General features: G+C 60.0%; 17 protein-coding genes. 12 read left to right on the top strand and 5 right to left on the bottom strand.

The features are described 5' to 3' along the window. Positions 1–120 precede the first annotated feature (120 nt). From ACI5FR_RS17305 to ACI5FR_RS17270, 8 genes are all read left to right on the top strand, one after another. Positions 121–1020, top strand: coding sequence for an ABC transporter permease (locus tag ACI5FR_RS17305; protein ID WP_405456498.1), 900 nt, complete (start codon positions 121–123; stop codon positions 1018–1020). 15 nt (positions 1021–1035) lie between these two features. After that, the gene (locus ACI5FR_RS17300; protein ID WP_405456496.1) at positions 1036–1899 is read left to right on the top strand and encodes a carbohydrate ABC transporter permease; all 864 of its coding nucleotides are present in this window, start codon (positions 1036–1038) and stop codon (positions 1897–1899) included. A gap of 219 nt (positions 1900–2118) precedes the next feature. Continuing rightward, complete coding sequence (locus ACI5FR_RS17295; protein WP_405456495.1) at positions 2119–6102, top strand: hypothetical protein; 3984 nt, start codon at positions 2119–2121, stop codon at positions 6100–6102. A 14-nt stretch (positions 6103–6116) separates the two neighbouring features. After that, complete coding sequence (locus ACI5FR_RS17290; RefSeq protein WP_405456493.1) at positions 6117–6950, top strand: sugar phosphate isomerase/epimerase family protein; 834 nt, start codon at positions 6117–6119, stop codon at positions 6948–6950. 10 nt (positions 6951–6960) lie between these two features. Continuing rightward, on the top strand, positions 6961–8055 hold the full coding sequence (locus ACI5FR_RS17285) for a Gfo/Idh/MocA family protein (protein ID WP_405456491.1): 1095 nt from the start codon (positions 6961–6963) through the stop codon (positions 8053–8055). Between the two features lie 624 nt (positions 8056–8679). Next, positions 8680–9633, top strand: a complete 954-nt coding sequence (locus ACI5FR_RS17280; RefSeq protein WP_405456488.1) for a D-2-hydroxyacid dehydrogenase — start codon at positions 8680–8682, stop codon at positions 9631–9633. A gap of 100 nt (positions 9634–9733) precedes the next feature. After that, positions 9734–10528 carry a glutamate racemase gene (gene murI, locus ACI5FR_RS17275; protein WP_405456486.1) on the top strand — a complete coding sequence of 265 codons (795 nt, stop codon included), beginning with the start codon at positions 9734–9736 and terminating at the stop codon, positions 10526–10528. Positions 10529–10536: 8 nt separating this feature from the next. Beyond that, positions 10537–11049, top strand: a complete 513-nt coding sequence (locus ACI5FR_RS17270; RefSeq protein WP_405456484.1) for an acyl-CoA thioesterase — start codon at positions 10537–10539, stop codon at positions 11047–11049. Between the two features lie 99 nt (positions 11050–11148). Here the strand turns inward: ACI5FR_RS17270 and ACI5FR_RS17265 are convergent, their stop codons facing one another. The 4 genes from ACI5FR_RS17265 to ACI5FR_RS17250 all read right to left on the bottom strand — a co-directional run bounded on the left by ACI5FR_RS17265 (position 11149) and on the right by ACI5FR_RS17250 (position 14194). Continuing rightward, positions 11149–11943: a hypothetical protein gene (locus ACI5FR_RS17265; protein ID WP_405456483.1), complete on the bottom strand. Its 795-nt coding sequence runs from the start codon at positions 11941–11943 to the stop codon at positions 11149–11151. An 89-nt stretch (positions 11944–12032) separates the two neighbouring features. Then, positions 12033–12989 (bottom strand): alpha/beta hydrolase, encoded by a 957-nt coding sequence (locus tag ACI5FR_RS17260; RefSeq protein ID WP_405456481.1) that lies wholly within the window; start codon positions 12987–12989, stop codon positions 12033–12035. A 162-nt stretch (positions 12990–13151) separates the two neighbouring features. After that, positions 13152–13457 (bottom strand): TFIIB-type zinc ribbon-containing protein, encoded by a 306-nt coding sequence (locus tag ACI5FR_RS17255; protein WP_405456478.1) that lies wholly within the window; start codon positions 13455–13457, stop codon positions 13152–13154. A gap of 107 nt (positions 13458–13564) precedes the next feature. Next, complete coding sequence (locus ACI5FR_RS17250; protein ID WP_405456476.1) at positions 13565–14194, bottom strand: TetR/AcrR family transcriptional regulator; 630 nt, start codon at positions 14192–14194, stop codon at positions 13565–13567. 238 nt (positions 14195–14432) lie between these two features. Between ACI5FR_RS17250 and ACI5FR_RS17245 the strand changes: the two genes are divergently transcribed. Continuing rightward, positions 14433–15908 (top strand): DHA2 family efflux MFS transporter permease subunit, encoded by a 1476-nt coding sequence (locus ACI5FR_RS17245; protein WP_405456473.1) that lies wholly within the window; start codon positions 14433–14435, stop codon positions 15906–15908. Positions 15909–15967: 59 nt separating this feature from the next. Here ACI5FR_RS17245 and hemQ read toward each other — a convergent pair whose 3' ends face one another. Continuing rightward, positions 15968–16714 carry a hydrogen peroxide-dependent heme synthase gene (gene hemQ / locus ACI5FR_RS17240; protein ID WP_405456472.1) on the bottom strand — a complete coding sequence of 249 codons (747 nt, stop codon included), beginning with the start codon at positions 16712–16714 and terminating at the stop codon, positions 15968–15970. A gap of 272 nt (positions 16715–16986) precedes the next feature. Between hemQ and ACI5FR_RS17235 the strand changes: the two genes are divergently transcribed. The 3 genes from ACI5FR_RS17235 (at position 16987) to ACI5FR_RS17225 (ending at position 20698) form a co-directional block, all read left to right on the top strand. Beyond that, positions 16987–17271: a YuiB family protein gene (locus ACI5FR_RS17235; RefSeq protein WP_405456471.1), complete on the top strand. Its 285-nt coding sequence runs from the start codon at positions 16987–16989 to the stop codon at positions 17269–17271. Between the two features lie 165 nt (positions 17272–17436). Further along, positions 17437–18969 (top strand): methyl-accepting chemotaxis protein, encoded by a 1533-nt coding sequence (locus ACI5FR_RS17230; protein WP_405456469.1) that lies wholly within the window; start codon positions 17437–17439, stop codon positions 18967–18969. A 100-nt stretch (positions 18970–19069) separates the two neighbouring features. After that, positions 19070–20698, top strand: coding sequence for a DnaD domain protein (locus tag ACI5FR_RS17225; protein ID WP_405456466.1), 1629 nt, complete (start codon positions 19070–19072; stop codon positions 20696–20698). Positions 20699–20708 lie beyond the last annotated feature (10 nt).

The raw sequence follows: 20708 nt of genomic DNA, 5'->3' as shown, positions 1-20708 counted from the left end.
TAGTCCCTTTGCGGGGGCCCCGGGAATGAATAGTTCTGGTCTTTCTAGAAAAAAAGGGGAGCTCGCACGCTCCCTTTTTCTTGTTAATTCGATTAACAATTTGTTGCAAAGGTGGTATTTATGGTAAAACGATGGATTTCGAATCCCCGGATTGCCCTGCTCATTATCGCGCTGCCCGGCCTGCTGCATTTCCTTACATTTAAGTACATTCCGCTCCTGGGCAACGTGATCGTATTCCAGAACTACGACATGTTCAAGGGGATTTGGGGCAGCAAGTGGGTTGGCTTCGATCACTTCGTTACCCTTTTTACGTATTATGATTTTCTTCGAATTTTGAAAAATACGCTGATCTTGAGCTTTTACCGGCTCATCTTCGGCTTCCCGGCGCCGCTCATCCTGGCGATTCTGCTGAATGAAATTCGCCATATGTTTTTTAAGCGGTCCATACAGACGTTCCTGTACTTCCCGCATTTCCTGTCCTGGGTTATCGTAGGCGGCATCTTCATCCGCTTGATCGATGTGAACGGCATTATCAACGACTTGATCTCCATGCTGGGGTTGGAGCGCATCTCGTTCCTGACGGAGTCGAGGTACTTCCGGAGCATTATCGTCTGGGCGGCGATCTGGAAGGAAGTCGGCTGGGGCATGATCATCTACTTGGCCGCGATCGCCGGCATCAACCCGAACTTGTATGAAGCGGCTGTCGTCGACGGGGCGAACCGCTGGAAACAAATGTGGCATATAACGATGCCGGCGCTGCTGCCTGCCATCGTAGTGCTGATGCTGCTCCATATCAGCAACCTGCTGGACACCGGCGTGGAAGAAGTGCTCATGTTCCTGAACCCGCTCGTGCGCGATGTCGGCGAAGTGCTCGATACTTACGTCTACCGGGTCGGTCTCTTGGAAGCCCGCTTCAGCTACACTACGGCGATCGGTTTCTTCAAGTCGGTTGTGGGCTTGCTGCTAGTGATGGGCGTCAACACGCTTGCCAGAAAAACTACCGGGGAAAGCATTTACTAGGGAGGAGGTACGCCAATGCCGGTTTATCGCTCGGAACGATTGTTTCAATTTCTGAACGCCCTGTTCTTCGTCGTCGTCGGATTCTTGATGCTGGCGCCGATGCTCCATGTGCTCGCCGTCTCTCTCAGCAGCACGGAGTTCGTGGATGCGGGTCAAGTGTATTTATGGCCGAAAGGGTTGACGTTCTTCATCTATGAGCATATTTTCGGGCAAAAGACATTGTGGAGGGCGCTTGGGGTCAGCGTGTACATCACGGTGCTGGGGACGCTGATCTATCTGGCGTTCACGTCGACGCTCGCGTATGCGCTGTCCCGGCCTTACATGCCGAAGCGCGCCTTGATCATGAAGGGGATCGTGATCACCTTTATTTTCAGCGTGCCGCTCATCCCGCACTTCCTGATCGTGCATTACTTGGGGATGACGAACACGTTGTGGGCGCTTATGATTCCGGGCGCGATCGGGGCGTTCGGGGTCATTCTGATGAAGACGTTTTTCCAGGGGATCTCCTCGGAAATTTTCGATGCCGGGTATATCGACGGCTGCAGCGAGTTCGGGATTTTCTTGCGGATCGCCGCGCCGCTGTCGCTGCCGTCGTTCGCCACGATGGGCTTGTTCCACGCGGTCGGCCAATGGAACGCTTATTTCGGAGCCTTGATCTTCATTCGCTCCAAGGAGTTGTTCCCGATCCAGATCGTCCTTCGGGGCATGATTGTCAATGAGAACTCGCCGGACTTCAAGCTGCTGACCGATATGCACATTACGCCGGAGACGCTGAAGTCGGGGATCGTGATTTTCGCCACACTGCCAATTATCATTGTGTATCCGTTCCTGCAAAAATATTTCGTGAAGGGTGCGCAATTGGGGTCGCTCAAGGAATAGCTTTAGTGACGGCCGATCCTATATTTCTTTCCAATCCTGTAGTGCGGCTCCAGCCGCGGTTGAAATCGTGTTCCTTCCTTCTCCTTAGTGCTACATCTGAGGGAACACGATTTCAAAGGCGGCACGTGGTACTTTCCGCTCGCCCTACAGGATTTCCATTTCATTTAGGAACGGCCAAAAACTAAAACCACTCTTTCGCTGGGAAAGGGGTAGAAAAAGATGGAAGCGGTTCAGGGAAGCAAAAGAGTTAAAGAGCCCTTATATCCCGTTTACTTGGTGCATGAGGCGGGGGCTGGGAGGCCGATCGAGCGGTCGGGGACGTTTTTGGTGGCGGACGTGCAGTTTCGGGGAAAAAAGGCGAAGCTGGAGCCGTCGAATCACTCGATCCATTTTGAGGCGTATACGCGGGAGGACCGGTTGTTCGTCAAGGTGGAGTACGAGGCGATCGTAAGCAAGGGCGGGGATCATGGCACGGTTCTGCTGTTCTTCGACCGGGGCAGCACGCGCCGGAAGCGGCACAACATGTTCGTGCTGCATCTGAAGCCCGACGGGACGTTGCTGTATGAGGAGCAAAACTATGAGCAAGAGTTCCTCCCGCTGCCGGAAGGGCTGATCTATGAGGCTTCGCAGCGGGACGGGATGCAGCAGGCGACGTTCTCGATTCCGCTCGAGTTTTTGCGGATCCGTTCGCTGGACGATCGGGTTATTGGGTTCAATGTGACACGGATTCTGAAAGATCCGAAGGACGACCCGAACAACAACCTGAGCGGGGACTTCATCTCCTGGTCCGGCATCAAGGGCGATCGGCCGTCCGGCGGGATCGGCAACGGCGACCTGCTATTGACGCGGGACTTAAGTGACGAGGAGATCGCCGACTGGACGAAGCGGGTGCAAGCCTATAGCAGTACGCACTATGCCCAATGGGAACGGCGGTATATTCCGGACCGCATCCATGAGCTCATGGCGGAGAAGAAGCGGGGATTCACCGGCCGGCTGAGCCGGGAGGATGTGCAGCGCGCGCGCCGCAATGCCGAGACGACCGTTTGGGGCGCCCGGATGAAGGCGGAGATCGTCGGCATCGCCGACTACTGGGCGGCGAAGAGCGACGAGGAGCTGTTCGATTTCGTGCCGGTCGGCAACCCCCGGGCTCTGTCGGTCGGACAGTTCTTCGGCAATCCGCTGCACGGCGGCAAACGGACGGCGTTCGAAGTATGCCTGGAGCGGCCGTATGAATTTTACAGCATCCATACGAAATCTTGGTGGCATGTCGGCATGACGCTGACGCACCCCGAGACGGGCGAGCCGGTCGTGCTGGAGGACGACGGCGGGGGCTTCGTCGCCCCGGACGGCTTCCCGGTCCCCGGCGCGCGCTACATGTTCATCGCCTCGTACCGGCTGTTCCTCATCTCCATGCTGCTCGGTACCCCGTACTGCAGCGTGATGGAGGACGTCTCGGTCTGTCCGGAGACGACAGGCAGCCGGTATGCCGGGGCGATCCCGAATCTGGCATTCGCCTATCACCTTACGGGCGATCCGGCCTATGCGCGCAAAGCGCTCATCCTGCTCGGCCGATTAGGCGAGCTGATTCCGTACATGAACGGCAACTACGGCTCGGGCTACTACGATACGGTGCAGATCGCCGAGCCGACGACGACCGAGTGCCACTGGTTGTCCAATTATTTCGATTCGTTCGATCTGCTGTACGACTCGATCGGTGAGTTGGGCGATGCGGTGGCGGCTGTGTTCGCATCGAAGCCGGATGCGGAAGGCCGCCCGCGACGCGCGTCGTTCGATCTGAAGGCCGCCGTGCACGATATGATTCCATTCGTGCTGTACAGCTGCGAGATCGAACGGACGCGCAACGCGGATTGGTCGCTGCGCTACATCTACCTCGAGCTCCTGATCGCGAGCTTCATGCAGAGCGGCCGGCTTATGCACGAAGTGCTGAATGTGGGCGACTACTGTTTGAAGGCGAAGGTGCGGAACAACTTTTTCCGCGACGGGCGCTACATCTACGACTCGCTCGGCTACATCGTCCAGATCTGCGATCAAGTTACGATGATGGCCAACAACAACTACGGGTTCCGCGACGGCACCTACTTCCCGGACGGCATCGACATGTTCGAGAACGCCGAGTTCGGGATCAGCCAGGTCATCCGGTTGTACTCTAGGCTGTACTGCGGCAACCTGACGCCGATGTTCGGCGATACGCTGGCGGATAACCGGGAGCCGCTGTCCGCGGACCGGACCCGGGGCAAGTTCAAATACAGCCCGGCGTTCGAGATCAGCTTCGCGCGCATGCCATCGCTGCGGGATGTGCTGGGACCGGTGCTCGCGGAGTACGACGCCGAGGAGCTGGCCGCTTACCGCGTGAACAGCATGTGGCTGACGAACGTGAAGCATTCGCTTCTGCTGCTCGCTTCCGCCTCGAACTGGGAGGACTATCAGCCCTACAAGGCGGGAAGCCGAGGCATCCAGCCTTCCTTCCTCGTCGAGGACTCGGAGACGAGCGTGCTCCGGGCCGGGACAAACGCCCATAACTGCAAGCATGTCGTCATGTACGGGCAGCCGTCGGCCGGACACAAGCATGGGGATAAGCTCGGCTTGTGGATCGCAGGCTACGGCTACCATCTGTTCTCCCCTATCGGCAGCTATCCGTTCACATGGCTGAGTCCGAAGTTCGACGCCTGGGAGATTCATTCCGCCGCGTGCACCGTCGTCGTCGTCGACGGCCGCAATCAGGCGCCGTCCTACAGCCGCCAGCGATGCCACTATGAGGGCCGTCTGCTGCAAGTGACGGGCATGGAGAACACGATCGCCTACCCGGGCACGCATTACGAGCGATGGGCTTGGCTCGTGAAGGCGCCTGACGGGGCGGATGCCTATGTGGTCGACTTGAATTATGTGGAGAACGGGTCGACGTTCGATTACCACACGATGGGCATGGACATCTCGTTCGACGATGTCGTGTTCGAGGGGACCGCGGCGGAGGCGGACGGGGCTTGGCAGCCGCTGAGCGGGACGCTGGCCGGACCCGGCGTCGAGCTGTACAGCGAGCCGGGCCACGGATGGATGCAGGCGCTGCGGCAGCTAACGACGGACCAGCCGGTCGGCTGGACGTACCGGTACGCGGGCGCGGCGCTCAAGGTACATACGGCGCCGGAGCCGGGCGAGCGGCGCGAGATCGTGTGCGCGCTCGGAGAGCGCGGCGGCGAGGAGATGCGCCGGTCGCGCTGGGAGCCGATGGTCATCTGGCGCGACCGGGCGAGCGTGGAGAGCGGCTCGGGTGATACGAGTGCGGAGAGCGCCGCGGCGGAGGCGAGCGCGGCCGGCACGACCGTGACCGACGCGACGGCGGCGAACCGCGCAGGCGCGACCGGAGCGGCTTCGGCCGCCTCCGGCACGGAGCTGGTCGCCGGGCTGGCGGCGCTGCAAGTGCCGGACCGCGGCGACACGGCCGCCGCGCCAACCGGTGCCGACACGCACCGTGCGGTGTTCGCCGCCGTGCTGGAGCCGTACGAGCACCGCGCGTTCCTGAGCTCGGTGCGCCGGCTCACGCTGCTGTCGGCGTCGCCCGAGGCGCCGGCCGCAGGGACGGCATCCCGACCGTACAAGCCGGTCGGCATGGAGATCGTGCACGCGGACGGCGTGCATCGCGATATCGTCATCGCCGGCTATGCCGTCGGCGTCATGTATCGATTCGCCGATGCAGACGGCGTCATCTACGAGACCGATGCGCGCGCGCTCTTGCTGCGCTATCGGGAGGGGAGTCTGATCGAAGTCGAAGCGATCGGCTACACGCTCATCAGCGACGGCATGCACCGCTTCGAAGCGGCCGCCCCGGCTTATACCGGGCAGGTCGTCGCGGTGGACTTGGACGAACGCCGCATCGAGGTCGAACTCGAGGATGACGGTCAGCCGCTATCGGCCGAGGAACTGGCCGGCCACGTAGCGCTGATCGACTCGCCGGATTACGACAAGCCGTCCACGTATTACGTACATGAGCCGCAGCTGGAGGGTCGCCGGCTCACGTTCCAATCCGGGATGTCGCTCATCCGGCTCGACGCCGACTGGAAGCAGCCGTTCAAGCGAATGGGGCTTGGCCGGAAGTCGAGAGTGACGCACGGCGGCCGCGAGGTGCTGGCCGACGTCAAGACCGGAGACACATTCCGGCTCTGGAACCGAATTACAACTTCCTTATAGGAGGACTGAACACAATGAAGGTATCGTGCCATTTGATCACATGGGGCGACGATTTCGTCCACGGGATGGAAGAAGCGGCTACATTGGGGTATAAGGCGTGCGAGACGTTCACGCGGCTCGCGCTGCAATACGAGAACCGGATCGAGGAGTTCAAGGAGATTTTCGCCCGCAACGGGTTCGTGCTGTCCGCGCTGTACGGAGGCGGCCGGTTCACCGAGAAGGCGAACCGCCAGGAGCTGCTGGACTATAATACCCAGGTGGCGAGGTTCGTCGCCGCCTGCGGCAGCGATCGTATAGTCTTCGGCCCTCGCGGACCGCGCACGGAGGGCGGGACGACGCTTGAGGAGCTGAAGATCGCGGCGGAGACGATGAACGAAGCCGGCAAGCGCTGCCTCGAGCTGGGCGTGAAGGCGTGCGTCCACCCTCATCTGCGTACGGAAATTCAGGACGAGAACGAGGTCGACGCGATTATGGAGCTGACCGATCCGCGTTACGTGTTCTTCTGCCCGGACACCGCCCATCTGTATCGTGCCGGCATGGACCCGGCGGTTATAATGCGCCGTTACAAGGACCGGATCGCCTACCTGCACCTGAAGGACGTGTTCCCGGAGCAGCCCGACTTGTCCCAATTCCCGATCTTGTCGGGGGACGAGCAAATGCCGATCTTCTGTGAGCTGGGGCTCGGTCCGGTAAACTTCCAGGAGGTCGTCCAAGTGCTGAAGGACATTCAGTATGACGGCTGGCTGACCGTGGAGATCGACCGCTCGCTTAGCACGCCGCTTAACAGCCTGAGAATTTGCCGGGACTTTATTCAAGATCAGCTGGGTCTGTCCCTGGCGCTGAAGTAGGAGGACCGTCATGAAGGTGTATCAAGTGGGCATTATTGGCTGCGGCAACATTAGTGGCAATTATCTGAAGAACATTCCCCGGTTCGACAACGTGAAGGTCGCGGCCGTAGCGGATCTCGAGCTCGAGCGCGCACAGGCGAAGGCGTCGCAGTTCGGGGTGCCGACGGCTTGCACCGTGGACGAGCTGCTCGCCGATCCGGACATCGACATCGTCGTCAACCTGACGATTCCGAAGGCACACGCGGCGGTCAGCCTGGCCGCGCTCCGCGCGGGCAAGCACGTGCACCTCGAGAAACCGCTCGCGGTGACGCTGGAGGAGGCGCGCGAGGTGCTCGAGCTGTCGGCCGCTACCGGCCTGCGGGTCGGCTGCGCGCCGGACACGTTCATGGGCGGCGGGATCCAGACGTGCCTCGCGCTGATCGAGTCCGGCGCGATCGGACGGCCTGTCGCCGCCACCGGCTTCATGATGGGCGCCGGCCCGGAGCGCTGGCACCCGGACCCGGCCTTCTACTTCCAAGAAGGCGGCGGTCCGCTGTTCGATATGGGGCCGTACTACTTGACGGCGTTCGTGCAGCTGCTTGGCCCGATCCGCCGCATTACCGGCTCGGCCTCGATCAGCTTCGCCGAACGCACGGTGACGAGCGCGCCGAAGTTCGGCTCCGTCATTCCGGTCGAGACGCCGACGCACATCTCGAGCGTGCTCGACTTCGAGAGCGGCGCCGTGGCGACGCTGATCACGAGCTTCGACATCAAGGGCGGCACCGACTTGCCGCGCATCGAGATCTACGGCAGCGAAGGTACGCTGCGCGTACCGGACCCGAACACGTACGGCGGGCCGGTGCTGCTGCGCAAGGCGGGCTCCACCGAATGGAACGAGGTGCCGCTGACGCACAGCTGGTCGGACAACAGCCGCGGCATCGCGGTGTCCGACCTGGCGCGGGCGGTCGAAGCCGGCACTCCGCACCGGGCGAACGGCCAGCTCGCCTATCACGTGCTGGAGGCGATGCACGGCACACTTCAGGCGTCGCGCGACGGCCGCCACTACGAGATGTCGAGCCGCTGCGAACGTCCGGCCCCATTGCCTGTCGCGTCCGAGATCGTGTGACCAACTTCATGCTCATCGATTCGGACACGGTGTGACCGGCCAGCCGTCCATCGCATCCGAAACCGTTCGACCGAACCGCCCATCCAGCCGGATGGGCGGTTTCTCTGTATGCAACGGGATTTCCCAGATATCATCATAGTCGATATGGGGATCCGGCTCGGTGGTTGAGTATAAGCCGAAATATCGGGTTACTTGCCGGGATCCGAGGCGGTAGGCAGGTTTAAGCCGAAAAAATCGGGTTACTGATTGGGATCCGAGGCGGTCGACGGGTTTAAGCCGAAAAATCGGGTTACTGGCCGGGATCCGAGGAGGTAGGCGGGTTTAAGCCGAAAAAATCGGGTTACTGGTTGGGATCCGAGGCGGTCGACGGTAGGGAATTCCTCCCTTTCTATTCGGCGATACTGCCCGAAAGTTCGATAGGAGGGGGAAAACATCCCCCCTTTTTCCTTGAAAATTGCCTAACTCCAGCTCAATGGTCGGAATGAGAGGGAGCTTTTCCCCTACATCCGGGCAAAACGGCAAAAAACCGTTGAAAGAGGGGGAGGTTTTCCCTTTCCCGCCGTCCGGTTATAATGGGGACATGCGCTCGTGAGCTTATAAACTCGCACTAGGAGGGAACTGATCATGTCTACGATAGTATGCCTGCAAGCGTTGACTGAGTCCGAGGCGGCCCGTATTCAGGCGGTGGCGCCGCAATGGACCGTGGTGCACGGGAAGGAGCCCGAGAAGTGGCTGCCCCACTTGCCGAACGCGGAGATCGTCCTGGGCTGGCGCCGGACGGCCGAGGAAGCGTGCCTGCAGCCGGGCACTCCGCTCCGCTGGGTGCAGACGTGGGGGGCCGGAGTGGACTATGTCGACTTTCAGAAGCTCGCCCAGTATAAAGTGATGCTCACGAACGCCAGCGGGGTGCACGCCTACCCGATCTCCGAGACGATTCTCGGCATGATGCTCGGCTTCGCCCGCAAGCTGCATCTGACCGTGCGCAACCAGCAACGGGCGAAGTGGGAGAGCGTTGGGCTGCTGGGCGAAATTCACGGGCAGACCGTCGGCATCATCGGTGTCGGCGCGATCGGGGAAGAGACGGCCCGGCTGTGCCAGGCGTTCGGCATGCACGTGCTCGGCGTCCGCCGGTCGGGCGAGCCCTCGCCGTACGTGAACGAGATGTTCGGGGAAGCGGGGCTGACGCACGTCCTGTCGCGTAGCGACTTCGTGATCAACACGCTCCCCCTCACGCCCGCAACGCGGCATATCTTCGGCCGCGAGCAGTTCGAGGCGATGCGCCCGACCGCCCACTACATCAATATCGGCCGCGGTGGCACGACGGACACGGAGGCGCTCGTCGAAGCGCTCCTGACCGGCATCATCGCCGGGGCGGGGCTCGATGTATACGAGAAGGAGCCGCTGCCGGAGTCGAGCCCGCTCTGGGAGCTCGAGAATGTCATCCTGACGCCGCATAACGCGGGCTCCACCGTCCATTACCAGGAGCGGGCGATGGACATTTTCCTGCGCAATCTGCAGGACTACGTGGCCGGCCGCGAGCCTTCCGTGAACAGGGTGGACCTGGATCTGCAATACTGATCGAAGGAAGGGGGCGTCCGCTTTCCTTTCCCCCGGCGATCGACTACAATAAGCAATAAGCAAGCAGCGAAACGGACTAGCGGTATCTTAGAGGTGACACGTGAAGAGAATAGCTTTTTTCGATTCGGGCCTGGGCGGCATCACGGTATTGAAGGAAGCGATGACGCAGCTGCCGCACGAACAATTCCTATATTACGCCGACACCAAGCATGTGCCCTACGGGTCCAAGCCAAAGGAGGACGTGAAGCGGTTCATTCTGGATGCGGCAGCCGACATCATGCGGCACGACATCAAGGCGCTCGTCGTGGCGTGCAACACGGCAACGAGCATTGCGATCGCCGAGCTGAGGGTCCGGTACGCGATCCCGATCGTCGGCATGGAGCCGGCGGTCAAGCCCGCCGTAGAGATGAACCGGCCGCTCGGCCGCAGGGTGCTGGTGCTCGCGACAGCCCTCACGCTGCGCGAATCCAAGTACCACGAGCTCGTGAACCGCGTGGACGATCTGAGCATCGTGGACTCGCTGCCGCTGCCGGAGCTCGTGCCGTATTGCGAAGCGCTTCAGTTCGACGAGGCGGTGCTCGCGGATTACTTCCGGCGGCAGTTCGAGCCTTATGACTTGAACGAGTACGGGACGCTCGTACTGGGATGCACGCACTATCCGTTCTACCGGCAGCTGCTGGCGAAGCTCGTCCCGCCCCACATCTCGATCATCGACGGCAGCCGGGGGACGGTCCGAAGATTGCGCGAATTGTTGAGCGCCCACTCCCTACTCAACGATACCGGTTCAGGAGATGCCGGCGTGCAATGGATGTGTTCCGGCCGCGATGGGGAATACATAAGGAAGATGCAGCAGGCGCTCGAGCTATACGCCTCGGGGCGCCTATTCGAGGAGTGAAGCTATAGATGGAACAACGGTTCGTAAAAGAGTCCCGGTGCTACCGGACGTCCCGCGTCTTCCCGACCGATGTGAACAACCACAATACGCTGTTCGGCGGCAAGCTGATGGCGAATATCGACGATATCGCCTCGATCGCCGCGTCGAAGCATTGCCGGAAGTTCGTCGTAACCGCCTCGACGGACTCGGTCGACTTCCTGCGGCCGATCAAGACGACGGATTCCGTCACCCTGGAAGCGTTCGTGACCTATACGGGGCGCAGCTCGATGGAGGTGTTCGTCAAGGTCATGACGGAGGACTTGCGCAGCGGCGAGCGCCAGATCGCGGCGACGTCGTTCCTGACGTTCGTGGCGCTGGACGACAACCATCGCCCGCTCGAGGTGCCGCGCGTCATCCCGGAGACCGAGGAAGAGAAGCGGCTCCACGAGACGGCGATCAAGCGGGCGGAGATGCGGAAGCTGCGGCGCGAGGAGAGCAAGAAGTTCGCCGACTATTTGACGGACACGTTCCCGTGGGAGTAGTCCCCGCGGCTCTCTGCACACGCATCACAAAAAGGGCTGTCCCTGGAAGGTCGTTATTTCACGACCTAACCAGGGGCAGCCCATACCATTCTCATGGACTCAAACCTTTTGAATCTTAGCCGGGTTGTTGATCTTGTACGCCACTGGATGCTTCGTCAGCTTCTTCGCGACGATCTTGCACTCGAACGTCAATGTATCGCCCACCTGCAGCTCCAGCTTCTTGAGCGTGTTGCTGTGGCTGGACCACGCTTCCCCGACTTCCATCGGCGGCTCCAGGATGGAGACCGCTTCGTAGATGACGATTTCGTCGTCCTCTTCAGTGAAATGGTTCGGCACGGTAGCGAGCGCTTGGACCGTCGCGGTCATCTTGACCTTCTCTTCGGGCAGCTGCAGCTTGATGGTCCGCTTGGGCTTCGCTATGGGAGCTTCCGCACTCCTAGGCTTGTCCGACAAAGCCGGAGCCGCTGCCCTTCCATCAGGTGCCGCCGCTTCGTCCGATTCGGACGCACGAGCAGCCTTCACGGCTGCGGCCCGTGCCTTCCCGCCGCCGGCCGCGTCGGCCTGCGCGCTTTCGGTCGAGGCTTCATCACCGTCCGCTCCGTCGTCCGAGGCGCTGCCGAGCCGACCGGTGAAGGTGGACGCCTGCATCTCCTTCAGGTAGGCCGGATGGATACAGTGCCGCTCGCTCGTCTCGAACTCGATTACGGCCGTCATTTCATCGACATACCCAATGACCGTGCACGACAAGTTCAAGCCGTGTCCTTTATAAGTATACGATTTCGTCCTGGTCGCCTTCTCGGATAACAAGCCCCAGGCCTTGCACTGCTCGAGCTGGTCGTCCTCCGAATCGAACGCTGCATACGCGTCGGGTTCTATGAGGAATGCATACGCCATTCGCATCTCCGCCTTTCATACATCGCTACCCTCGAGTATAGCAGTATCGGACACCGATGCAAACCTTTTGCGATAGCCTGAGCATGAAATCAGCTCGTATGTTCGAGAAAAGTAAGCGCTCGTTTCAAATATTCCTTTTTATTCACTTTATAGATCAGTTCATGGCGACCGTTCGGAAGCAGCCACAGGCCGGATTCCCGCTCCGGGCTCTGATTGGCGAAGATCGTCTGGACGATGTCGTACGGGGCTTTCGCGTCCATCATCCCATGGATGAACAAAATCGGCATCGGGTAGTCGGTGTGCTTCACGGTTTCGTACGGAATTTGCTTCATGCTCGTGCCGTTCAAGAGCGGGATAAACCAGCGGATAAGCGGCAAGGACAATCGGGGCAGGTCGACCACCTGCCGAATGTTCTGAAACATGGTGTCCGGTTCCAAGAGGAACGTGCTGTCCAGCACCATCGCCGTAATGTCCCGGCTGTTCAGAGCGGTTTGAAGCGCGGTCCCCGCTCCCATGGAGAAGCCCCAAACATAAGTTTGCGCACTTCCCTTTTCTTTGGCGAAATCCAGGGCCCCCTGAAGCTCCAGCGACTCGCGAACGCCCCCGGTCGGCAGTACCTCGGGCCGGACATAGGAATAATCGAACAGCAGCACGTTGTATTGGCGCTTATTCAATTCTTTGGCCAGGCTGTAAAACGGCACCCAGAGCTCTTCCCGATTGCCCCCGTACCCATGGGAGAACACTACGGTTTTCTTCGAGCCGGCGGCGGGAATATACCAGCCGTCCAAGACGCTCGCGCCATCGCTGCTGGCGAAGCGAACGTCCTCGTAGGGGAGTCCTGCCGCCTGAAGCGGATTGGAGGTGAGGGGAGGGATGACCGGTCTTGCGATCGTCCAGGCGATATAACCGTGGAACGTGAGTACGGCTCCGATGAGGAGGACCGTCAGAAGCGTAGCCGCGAAGATCAACCACGATTTCAGCCGATTGAGATTGTTGGCAGCGCTTTCAATTACCGGGGAATGAATCATTGCAGTAGTATTTTCCATTGGGACTCTCCTTGTACGTGCTGCGGAATGAAGTGTGGGAAAGGGGCTCTAACTATAAGAATACCGGGGGACAAGGAGAACGGTCAATATGCAAGCGCAGGGAAAACGCGGAAAAGCCGCCGGCACCCCCAGTTCAGGGCGAGCACGGCGGCCGAAACCGGGTCAGAACAAATCGTCGAACATGTCGAACACTGTTTTCTTCTTCTTATGCTTCGGATATCCGTAGTGGCCATGCTTCTTATTATCGTCGTCGTCATCGTACCGCTGCGGGTATGAAGGGGCATCGGGGCGCGTATACGTCTCGCGTTCGCGCTCGTACTCCTGCCGGAATTCGCGGACACCGGACATCAGCTTGTCCAGCTCGCCGCGATCCAGCCAAACGCCCTTGCAATCCGGGCAAATGTCGATCATAATTCCGCTTTTCTCTACTTCGCGCATTCTTACGCCTTCACAAACGGGGCAATTCATCGCAATCCCTCCTAGTCATTCGGGTACCTAGTGGTTGTTTCAGGCTTGACCCTCCTTAGTAGTACGGGTAAGACGCCGTTTGGTTCCTTGGAACGTGGCGGAATGCCCTAGACAATAGATGTGAACGCCATTTTAGACAAAATCGACGACTGTGCAGGTCCGAACCGGGACAAGCGGATCGACAGCTTGGCCATCTCCCGCGGACTCATCGTCGTGCCGGACTCGAACCAATATTGCAGCAGGCCCAAATTCGCGGAGATGACATAGTGGGCGAGATAAGCCGGAGGGATGTCCATCTCGTCCGGAATGGGCTGGTAACGGGCCAGCTTCTCATAGAAATTGTCCAGCATAAACTGCTTCATCTGCGCCGGGAAGGCGGGATCGCCCTTCGACCCCAGCAGGGTGCGGAAAAACCGGGCGTGCTCGGCCAGAAACTCGAATAACGCGATCGTATGCTCCGGCGGTGCCTCGACCGATTGTATATGAAGAAAGTCATTCGGCTCGAACTGTTCGGAGATCCCCTTCATGACCCCAAACAACTCTTCCTTATACTGATTCAACAAATCGTGCAGATCGAGATAGTGGGAATAAAACGTCCCGCGGTTCAGCCCGGCTCGCTCCGTCACTTGGCGTACCGTCAAGCTGTCGAACCCTAAGTCTTCGATCACGTCTAACACGGCATCGCGCAGCAGCTGCTTCGTACGTACGGTTCTGCGGTCGGTCGTCGTCAGTGCCATCCATGTCCACCGCCTTTCCAAAATTAGTATAATCGACAATCGGAAGACGACGCAAATCAAGGAATAGATACGCCGGATTGGTAAAGAATTTGTATAATTCGTTTCTAAATCAACATGCGTGTCGAAATGTGTTGATTAGTAAACAGGAATTTGCAAAGTGACGGTTGATTTCTAGCATTGGGCCGATATAATAATCGACATGGATCGAGACTAGGTCCAAGAGAGGATGTAAAATCAGATGTCTAATGAAGCAACAACAACCGGGCAGCCGTTCTCCATACGGTCTTTGATCGGACCGCTTGCCGCGGTCATTATCGGGATGATCATGGTCATCCTGGACAGTACGGTCGTCAACGTGGCGCTGCCGAATTTGATGGAGAGCTTCCAAACGGATGTGAACAAGATCCAGTGGACCGTAACAGGCTATACGCTCGCACTGTCGGCGGTCATTCCGCTGGCGGGCTGGATGACGGACCGTTTCGGGGCCAAGCGGATCTTTCTCCTTACGGTCGCATTCTTCACGATCGGCTCCGTCCTTTGCAGCTTTGCCGGATCGGCCGAGCAGTTGATCATATATCGCGTCATCCAAGGCTTGGGCGGCGGGATGGTCGCGCCGATCGGGATGGCGATGGTATTCCGCCTGGCGCCTCCGGAGAAGATGGGCGCCGTCATGGGAACGCTCGGGGTGCCGATGCTCTTGGCTCCGGCGCTCGGACCGGTATTGTCCGGGTATTTCGTCGAGTATCTTACTTGGCACTGGATTTTCCTCATCAACCTGCCGATCGGTGTGATCGCGCTGTTGGTCGGAATGAAGTTTTTGCCTAACTTGGAGCGCAAAGAGGTGCCGCAGCTTGACTACTTGGGCATTATTCTGGCTCCGATCGCGTTCGCCACACTGGCCTACGCGGTGAGCGAGGGAGGGAAAAGCTGGACTTCCACGCAGACGATCACGAGCTTGATCATCGGGTTCGTCGCGCTCATCTTGTTCATCATCGTGGAACTGAGGCAGAGACAGCCGCTGCTCGAGCTTCGCGTCTTTGGATCCTCCGATTTTCGCCGAGGCATCGTGATCACATGGCTGATGCAAATCGCGCTCTTCGGGGTGTTCGTACTCATCCCGGTCTTCCTGCAGCAGGTGAAAGGCTACGGCCCGCTCCAAACCGGGCTGATCTCGCTGCCGCAAGCGCTCGCCTCCGGCCTTATGATGCCGATCGGCGGACGGCTGTTCGACAAGGTGGGCGCGCGTCCGCTCGCTCTCGTCGGGCTCAGCGTCGTCACGGGGGCGCTCGTCATGCTGGCCCAGATCGAGATGACGACAGGCACCGGTTATATCATCGGCGCGCTGGTGCTCATGGGCGCCGGAATGGGTCTCTGCATGATGGCGATCAACACGCACGTGCTCCAGTCGGCGCCTCGCCAGCTCGTGAGCCGCGTTACGCCGCTGACGACCGCGGCTCAGCAAGTCATGGTGTCGTTCGCGGTTGCCGGGATGACCGGGTTCCTCACCTCGAGAGTGCGGGAACATATGGGGGCTGTCCCCAATCCGCTTGAGGCGGCCGTTTCCTCCTATGGGGACACGTTTTACCTGGCGGCGGCGATCGCAGCTCTGGGCGTATTCTTCGCTCTCTTCCTGCGCAGACCGAGGCAGCAGCCGCAGCAAGACCCGGCCGGCGGAGATGCGCAGCCGAATGCCGCTATGATGGCCGGGCATTAATCGGCAACAAAAAAAGAGCTATTCCTTTGGTCAACTGACCCTCGGAATAGCTCTTCTTGTTACACCCGCAAAAGCGCTTGGCATTTCGGCTGATCGAGCAGGTTGCCTACATAAAACGCGCCGAAATCGCCGTACCTTGCACTCACTTCGTCGAACCGCATCTCATACACGAGCTTCTTGAACGTCAACGCATCGTCCGCGAACAGGGTAACGCCCCACTCCCAGTCGTCGAAGCCGACCGAACCGGTGATGATCTGCTTCACGCGCCCCGCATAACTGCGTCCGATCATCCCGTGGCTGCGCATCATCGCCCGGCGGTCTTCCATGCTCAGCATGTACCAGTTGTCGCCCCCGGAACGGCGCTTGTTCATCGGATAGAAGCAGATGTGGTTCGTCTTGGGCAGCGTCGGCTTCAGCCGAGCCACTACTTCCGGATCTTGCATCGGGTCGACGCCGGGCTTGGACATGTAGTTGCTCAGCTCGACGACGGAGACGTACGAGTAAGCCGGAATCGTGTACCGGGCGAATGCCGATTTGTTGAACGCCGTCTCGATCGCGGACAGCTCCTCCAGCGTCTCCCGCAGGTGCATGAAGACGAAGTCCGCCTTCTGGCCTACCACTTGATAGAACGCGGTGCTGCCTTGCTTGTTCTCTTCGACCGCCCGCCACTCGTGCAGAAGAGTGTAGAGCTCGTCCTCGGCCTGCGCGCGGGCTTCGGGGGACAGCGCCTTCCAGGCGGTCCAATCGATTGTGCGGAAATCGTGCAAGGCATACCAGCCTTCTAATGTAACCACTGCGTCGCTCATCGTAAAAGCTCCTTTTTATTCATTTTCCGGGGTCCCCGCAAAGGACCTGAGTACTCTTCGAAGCAATGGTTGCACTTTGTGGGGTTAAGGGTTGTATTACCCGTATTGTAGCGAAACGGCAGGGAAAGGGCAAACACTGTCACAGAGCTGTCACGAACCGGCCGCAAATCCGTGTGGAATGGGCTCCGAACCGGCTGATCGGGTTGACTTTGCTTGGCTCGCTTTTATAAACTAAAAGGTATGAATCTTCATGTGGCAGGAGGAGCGCTCAAATGATCCAGCTGGTCATTGCGGCCTTGCTTATTTTTGTGCTGGCGTTCGGTATCGGGTTTATTTTCAATATGCTGCTCAAAACGACCTTGTTCCCGGTCTATCTGTACATCGTCGTCGTCGTTGGGATGCTCGTCTACTGGGCTTGGGCGTCCGGCTCGCTCTGGGACAACCTCAGCAGCTACACCATTGTCGATTATGCCCCGTTCGTGGTCGGGTTGCTAGGCGCCTACTTGAGCGGCCGTGCGATTAAGGCGCTGCGCGTTCGAGGCTTCAAGATGTTTTAAGGTTTTCCCGCAGGGCCAGGCCGTTCCCATGATGGGGCGGCCTTCGTTCGTTATAAAAGGTCCACGTCACTTTGTGGGGTGACTAAGCGGCCTGTCCACACGATCTCCCGCTGTTCCGCATATTGTACAACCATAGGGTTGGGTATGGCGGAGGGGGAATGGTCGATGATCGAGCGTAGGAACGGTTGGATGCTGATCGCGGCGCTGGGGTGCGTGGCGCTTACGGCTGCCGTTCTGGGGACAGGACTGCTCTGGCCGGATTGGGAGGGAGCCCGGGCAGAGGCCGGAGTCCCGCTCCGCGAGGTGATGGCCGTCTATGGTTCCTGGCTGGTCGGGCTAGCCGCGGTGCCGGCCGCTCTGTTGGCAGCTGGAGTCCGGCTGTTTGCCGTGCAGCGGGCTCATCGGGCGATTCCTCTTCTCGCCGTCTTGGCCCTGACCTTCGGCAGCCTCGTCCTGATCGCCAGCAGCGGGGGACGGATCGAGCTGCACGGCTCTCTTTACATTGTCATGGCCGTCGTCAGCTTTTATGAGAGGCCATCGCTCCTCTGGCTCATGACCGGCTTGTTCGCCTTGCAGCTTGGTCTCGGATCTGCATTATGGCCGGAGCTGGTGTACGGGGAAGCTCAGTATCCGTTAATAATGGTCATCGTCCAAACGATGTTGCTTGTATTAACCGCCTCCGCGATCTCATGGCTGCTCGCGACCAACCGCCGACATCGGCAGGAAGAGGCCGACGAGCAGGCGAGGCTTCGGGAAGACAACGCGCGGGACGTCCGCTTCAAGCTGTCGTCGGCCCTGTACGAGCTGCTCGCGGCATCCGAGAGCTTGCTGCAGGCTAGCTCGATGACGATCGGGACGAACCGGGACCTCGCGGTCCGACTGGGTTCGGTAGTGGACGATTCGGCTTCCCACGTGGAGAAGACGCAGGCGGTGAAGTCGCATCTCGAGCAAGTGTCGGCGGACATCACCCGATTGGCGGACGCGTGCATAACGGTGCTGGAGGGCACGATCGCCGCCACTCGGAACGCCGACGCAGGGAAGGTCGCGATTGCGCAGCTGAGCCGGCAGTTAGAGGCGCTGGCGGAGGCGATGCAGCGGTCGGAGTCGGTTACCGGGGAGCTCATTCGCTCCTCGGCGGAGACCGCGGCGCTCGTGAAGCTGACCCGCGACCTCGCCGACCAGGCGCACCTGCTCGCTCTGAACGCTTCGATCGAAGCGGCAAGGGCCGGCGAGCAAGGCCGAGGCTCCGGCGCGGTCGCCGTGGAGATGCACCGGCTCGCGAAGAAGTCGGCGAATTTCGCCGAACAGATCGCCCGCCGGGTCGCGTCGATGGGCCGGGAAGCGCAGCAGGCGTCGTCGGCCGTCGGTGCGGCTCGCGAAGAGCTGGAGCGCGGGATGCAGCTCGTGCTGGCGACAGGGCGCACATTCCAAGCGATCCTCGACTCTACGAAGTCGATTGCCGCGCAGATCGAAGATATTTCGGCGTCCGCCGAGCGAGTGACGGCCGGCTCGCAGCAGTCGGCCGCGGCGGCGCAGGAGATCGCCGTGACCGCCCGCCGCTTCTCGGCATGGTGCCGGCAAGCGGACTCGGCGATCGCCGAGCAGTCGGCGGCGCTGACGCAAATCGCCGACATTTCAGCCGATCTGCACCGTCTCTCCGACCGGCTGCGCGACATTATCAAACAGCTGGAAGCCTAATAGATTCCTTTTCTCCGGGCGTCGGGTTTTGTGATAGAATGAAGATAGCTGACGACCTTTGTCGAGAAAGGACCCATTCAATTTTACGGGGTTAATGGATATGAGAATCGCCAATATGCACCACTTTACGGAGCACCATCGCTTCTATGTATACCGGGATTTCGCCCTCGGCGTCATGGAGCATAAGATGCTCGCGTCGATCTATCAGCCGATGGTCGGGGCGTATGCGATCGGCATCTATCAGACGCTCTCCGCACAGCTTCCCGCTGACCGGACCGGATACTCCGAGCTCGAGCAGCAGAGGAAGCTGTTCCTCGCGTTGGACCTGGAGCCCGGTGAGCGCGGGCGGAAGCTGTTCGTCGAGATGACGTCTCGGCTCGAGGCGGTCGGCTTGCTTCAGACGACTCGCAAGTATCTCCCGTCCCTCGAAGACTACCTTTACGAATATCAATTGCTGGCGCCGCTTGTGCCGGACGAATTTTTCAAGAACCAGCACTTGGTTATGCTGCTGCGGGACAAGGTGGGCAAGTATGCGGTGCTGCAAATCCGGGAATCGTTCCTCAGTCCCGAACCGGAGGAGCTGTCCGAGGCGGAGGCCGTGTCGGAGAACATCTCCGTGCCGTTCTACGATTTGTTCCAACTGAACACGCAGGTGATCGACTTCGAGCTGGAGCAGGCGCTCTATGAGACCGCCCCGGCGCGGGAGCGGACCGCGGGGCTCGATGTGACGAGCAAGGCGTTCCACTATACCGACCTGATCACCCGCTTCCCTCGCGAATCGGCGAACCGGGCGTTCGTCGAGGCGCTCCGGTACGAGCCGCAGCAGATGATCGCGATCAATATGACCGCGCGCAAGTACGCCCTGACGCTGCTCGAGACGTGCCGACTGCTCGACGAGGACGGCATGTTCGCGGAGGACGGCGAGCTGCAGGTGGAGATGCTGCAGTACAAGGCGAACTTGTACTACCGTCAGGGGCGCAAGCGCGATGAGGAGCGCGAGCGGCACATCACGAAGGCTGTGTCGCAGACGGGCGGAGCTGGAGCGGGAGCCGGCGGACCGAGTTCAACCAAGGCCGCGGCGAAGGCTGTGAGCCCTAACTTGGCGGATACCTCGGCCGGGTCGTCGTCCGATGACGCGGAGTGGGAAGGGAACGAGGAGAAGACGGTCGAGATGAGCTATTATCTCGAGCTTCCCGCGCTGTTCGCGGGCCAGTGCGATATCCACCAATATAACGCGCTGCTGCGCAACGAGCCGTATACGGTTATGTTGCGACGGTTTTTCCCGAAGGGCACGGTGCCGAAGACCGTGTCGGACATTTTCGAGAAGATCGACATCAATTACAAGCTGCCGGACGAAGTGATCAACGTTATGATCCATCATCTGCATGTGTACAAGGAATCCTCGTGGACCAAAGGGTACATAGACTCGGTCGCCTCCAATATGCTGGCCAAGGGTGTGGGCACCTACGAACAGGCGGTCGATTACATCCGGGAGCAGACGCTCAAGCGGGCGAGCTATGCCGAAGGGCGGAGATCCGCCGGATCGGGGGCGTCCTTGGCAGGGGCAGGCGCAGGCGGTTCACGCGGGGGGCGCGTCTCCTCGGGCGGCCGGTCGAACAAGCCGAAAATTTCGATCATCACCGATGTGCCCGCCGGCGCTCCGCTAACGAGCGAGCAGCTGGAGGCGATGCGCCAGAAGGCCCGCAAGCTGGACGGCAAGCTGAAGTAAGGAGAGGAGA

This window comes from Paenibacillus sp. HJGM_3, assembly GCF_045062745.1.
Classification (GTDB): domain Bacteria; phylum Bacillota; class Bacilli; order Paenibacillales; family NBRC-103111; genus Paenibacillus_AA.
The sequence above is the reverse complement of the archived record's forward strand: the minus strand, read 5'-3'. Positions and strand labels throughout refer to the sequence as shown.

Coding starts and splice junctions, on each gene's coding strand:
- ACI5FR_RS17270 (WP_405456484.1), top strand. CDS start 10,537: ATGGAACAACGGTTCGTAAAAGAGTCCCGGTGCTACCGGACGTCCCGC.
- ACI5FR_RS17255 (WP_405456478.1), bottom strand. CDS start 13,457: ATGAATTGCCCCGTTTGTGAAGGCGTAAGAATGCGCGAAGTAGAGAAA.
- ACI5FR_RS17250 (WP_405456476.1), bottom strand. CDS start 14,194: ATGGCACTGACGACGACCGACCGCAGAACCGTACGTACGAAGCAGCTG.
- ACI5FR_RS17290 (WP_405456493.1), top strand. CDS start 6,117: ATGAAGGTATCGTGCCATTTGATCACATGGGGCGACGATTTCGTCCAC.
- ACI5FR_RS17285 (WP_405456491.1), top strand. CDS start 6,961: ATGAAGGTGTATCAAGTGGGCATTATTGGCTGCGGCAACATTAGTGGC.
- ACI5FR_RS17260 (WP_405456481.1), bottom strand. CDS start 12,989: ATGGAAAATACTACTGCAATGATTCATTCCCCGGTAATTGAAAGCGCT.
- ACI5FR_RS17245 (WP_405456473.1), top strand. CDS start 14,433: ATGTCTAATGAAGCAACAACAACCGGGCAGCCGTTCTCCATACGGTCT.
- ACI5FR_RS17225 (WP_405456466.1), top strand. CDS start 19,070: ATGAGAATCGCCAATATGCACCACTTTACGGAGCACCATCGCTTCTAT.
- ACI5FR_RS17295 (WP_405456495.1), top strand. CDS start 2,119: ATGGAAGCGGTTCAGGGAAGCAAAAGAGTTAAAGAGCCCTTATATCCC.
- ACI5FR_RS17235 (WP_405456471.1), top strand. CDS start 16,987: ATGATCCAGCTGGTCATTGCGGCCTTGCTTATTTTTGTGCTGGCGTTC.
- ACI5FR_RS17280 (WP_405456488.1), top strand. CDS start 8,680: ATGTCTACGATAGTATGCCTGCAAGCGTTGACTGAGTCCGAGGCGGCC.
- ACI5FR_RS17265 (WP_405456483.1), bottom strand. CDS start 11,943: ATGGCGTATGCATTCCTCATAGAACCCGACGCGTATGCAGCGTTCGAT.
- ACI5FR_RS17305 (WP_405456498.1), top strand. CDS start 121: ATGGTAAAACGATGGATTTCGAATCCCCGGATTGCCCTGCTCATTATC.
- hemQ (WP_405456472.1), bottom strand. CDS start 16,714: ATGAGCGACGCAGTGGTTACATTAGAAGGCTGGTATGCCTTGCACGAT.
- ACI5FR_RS17300 (WP_405456496.1), top strand. CDS start 1,036: ATGCCGGTTTATCGCTCGGAACGATTGTTTCAATTTCTGAACGCCCTG.
- ACI5FR_RS17230 (WP_405456469.1), top strand. CDS start 17,437: ATGATCGAGCGTAGGAACGGTTGGATGCTGATCGCGGCGCTGGGGTGC.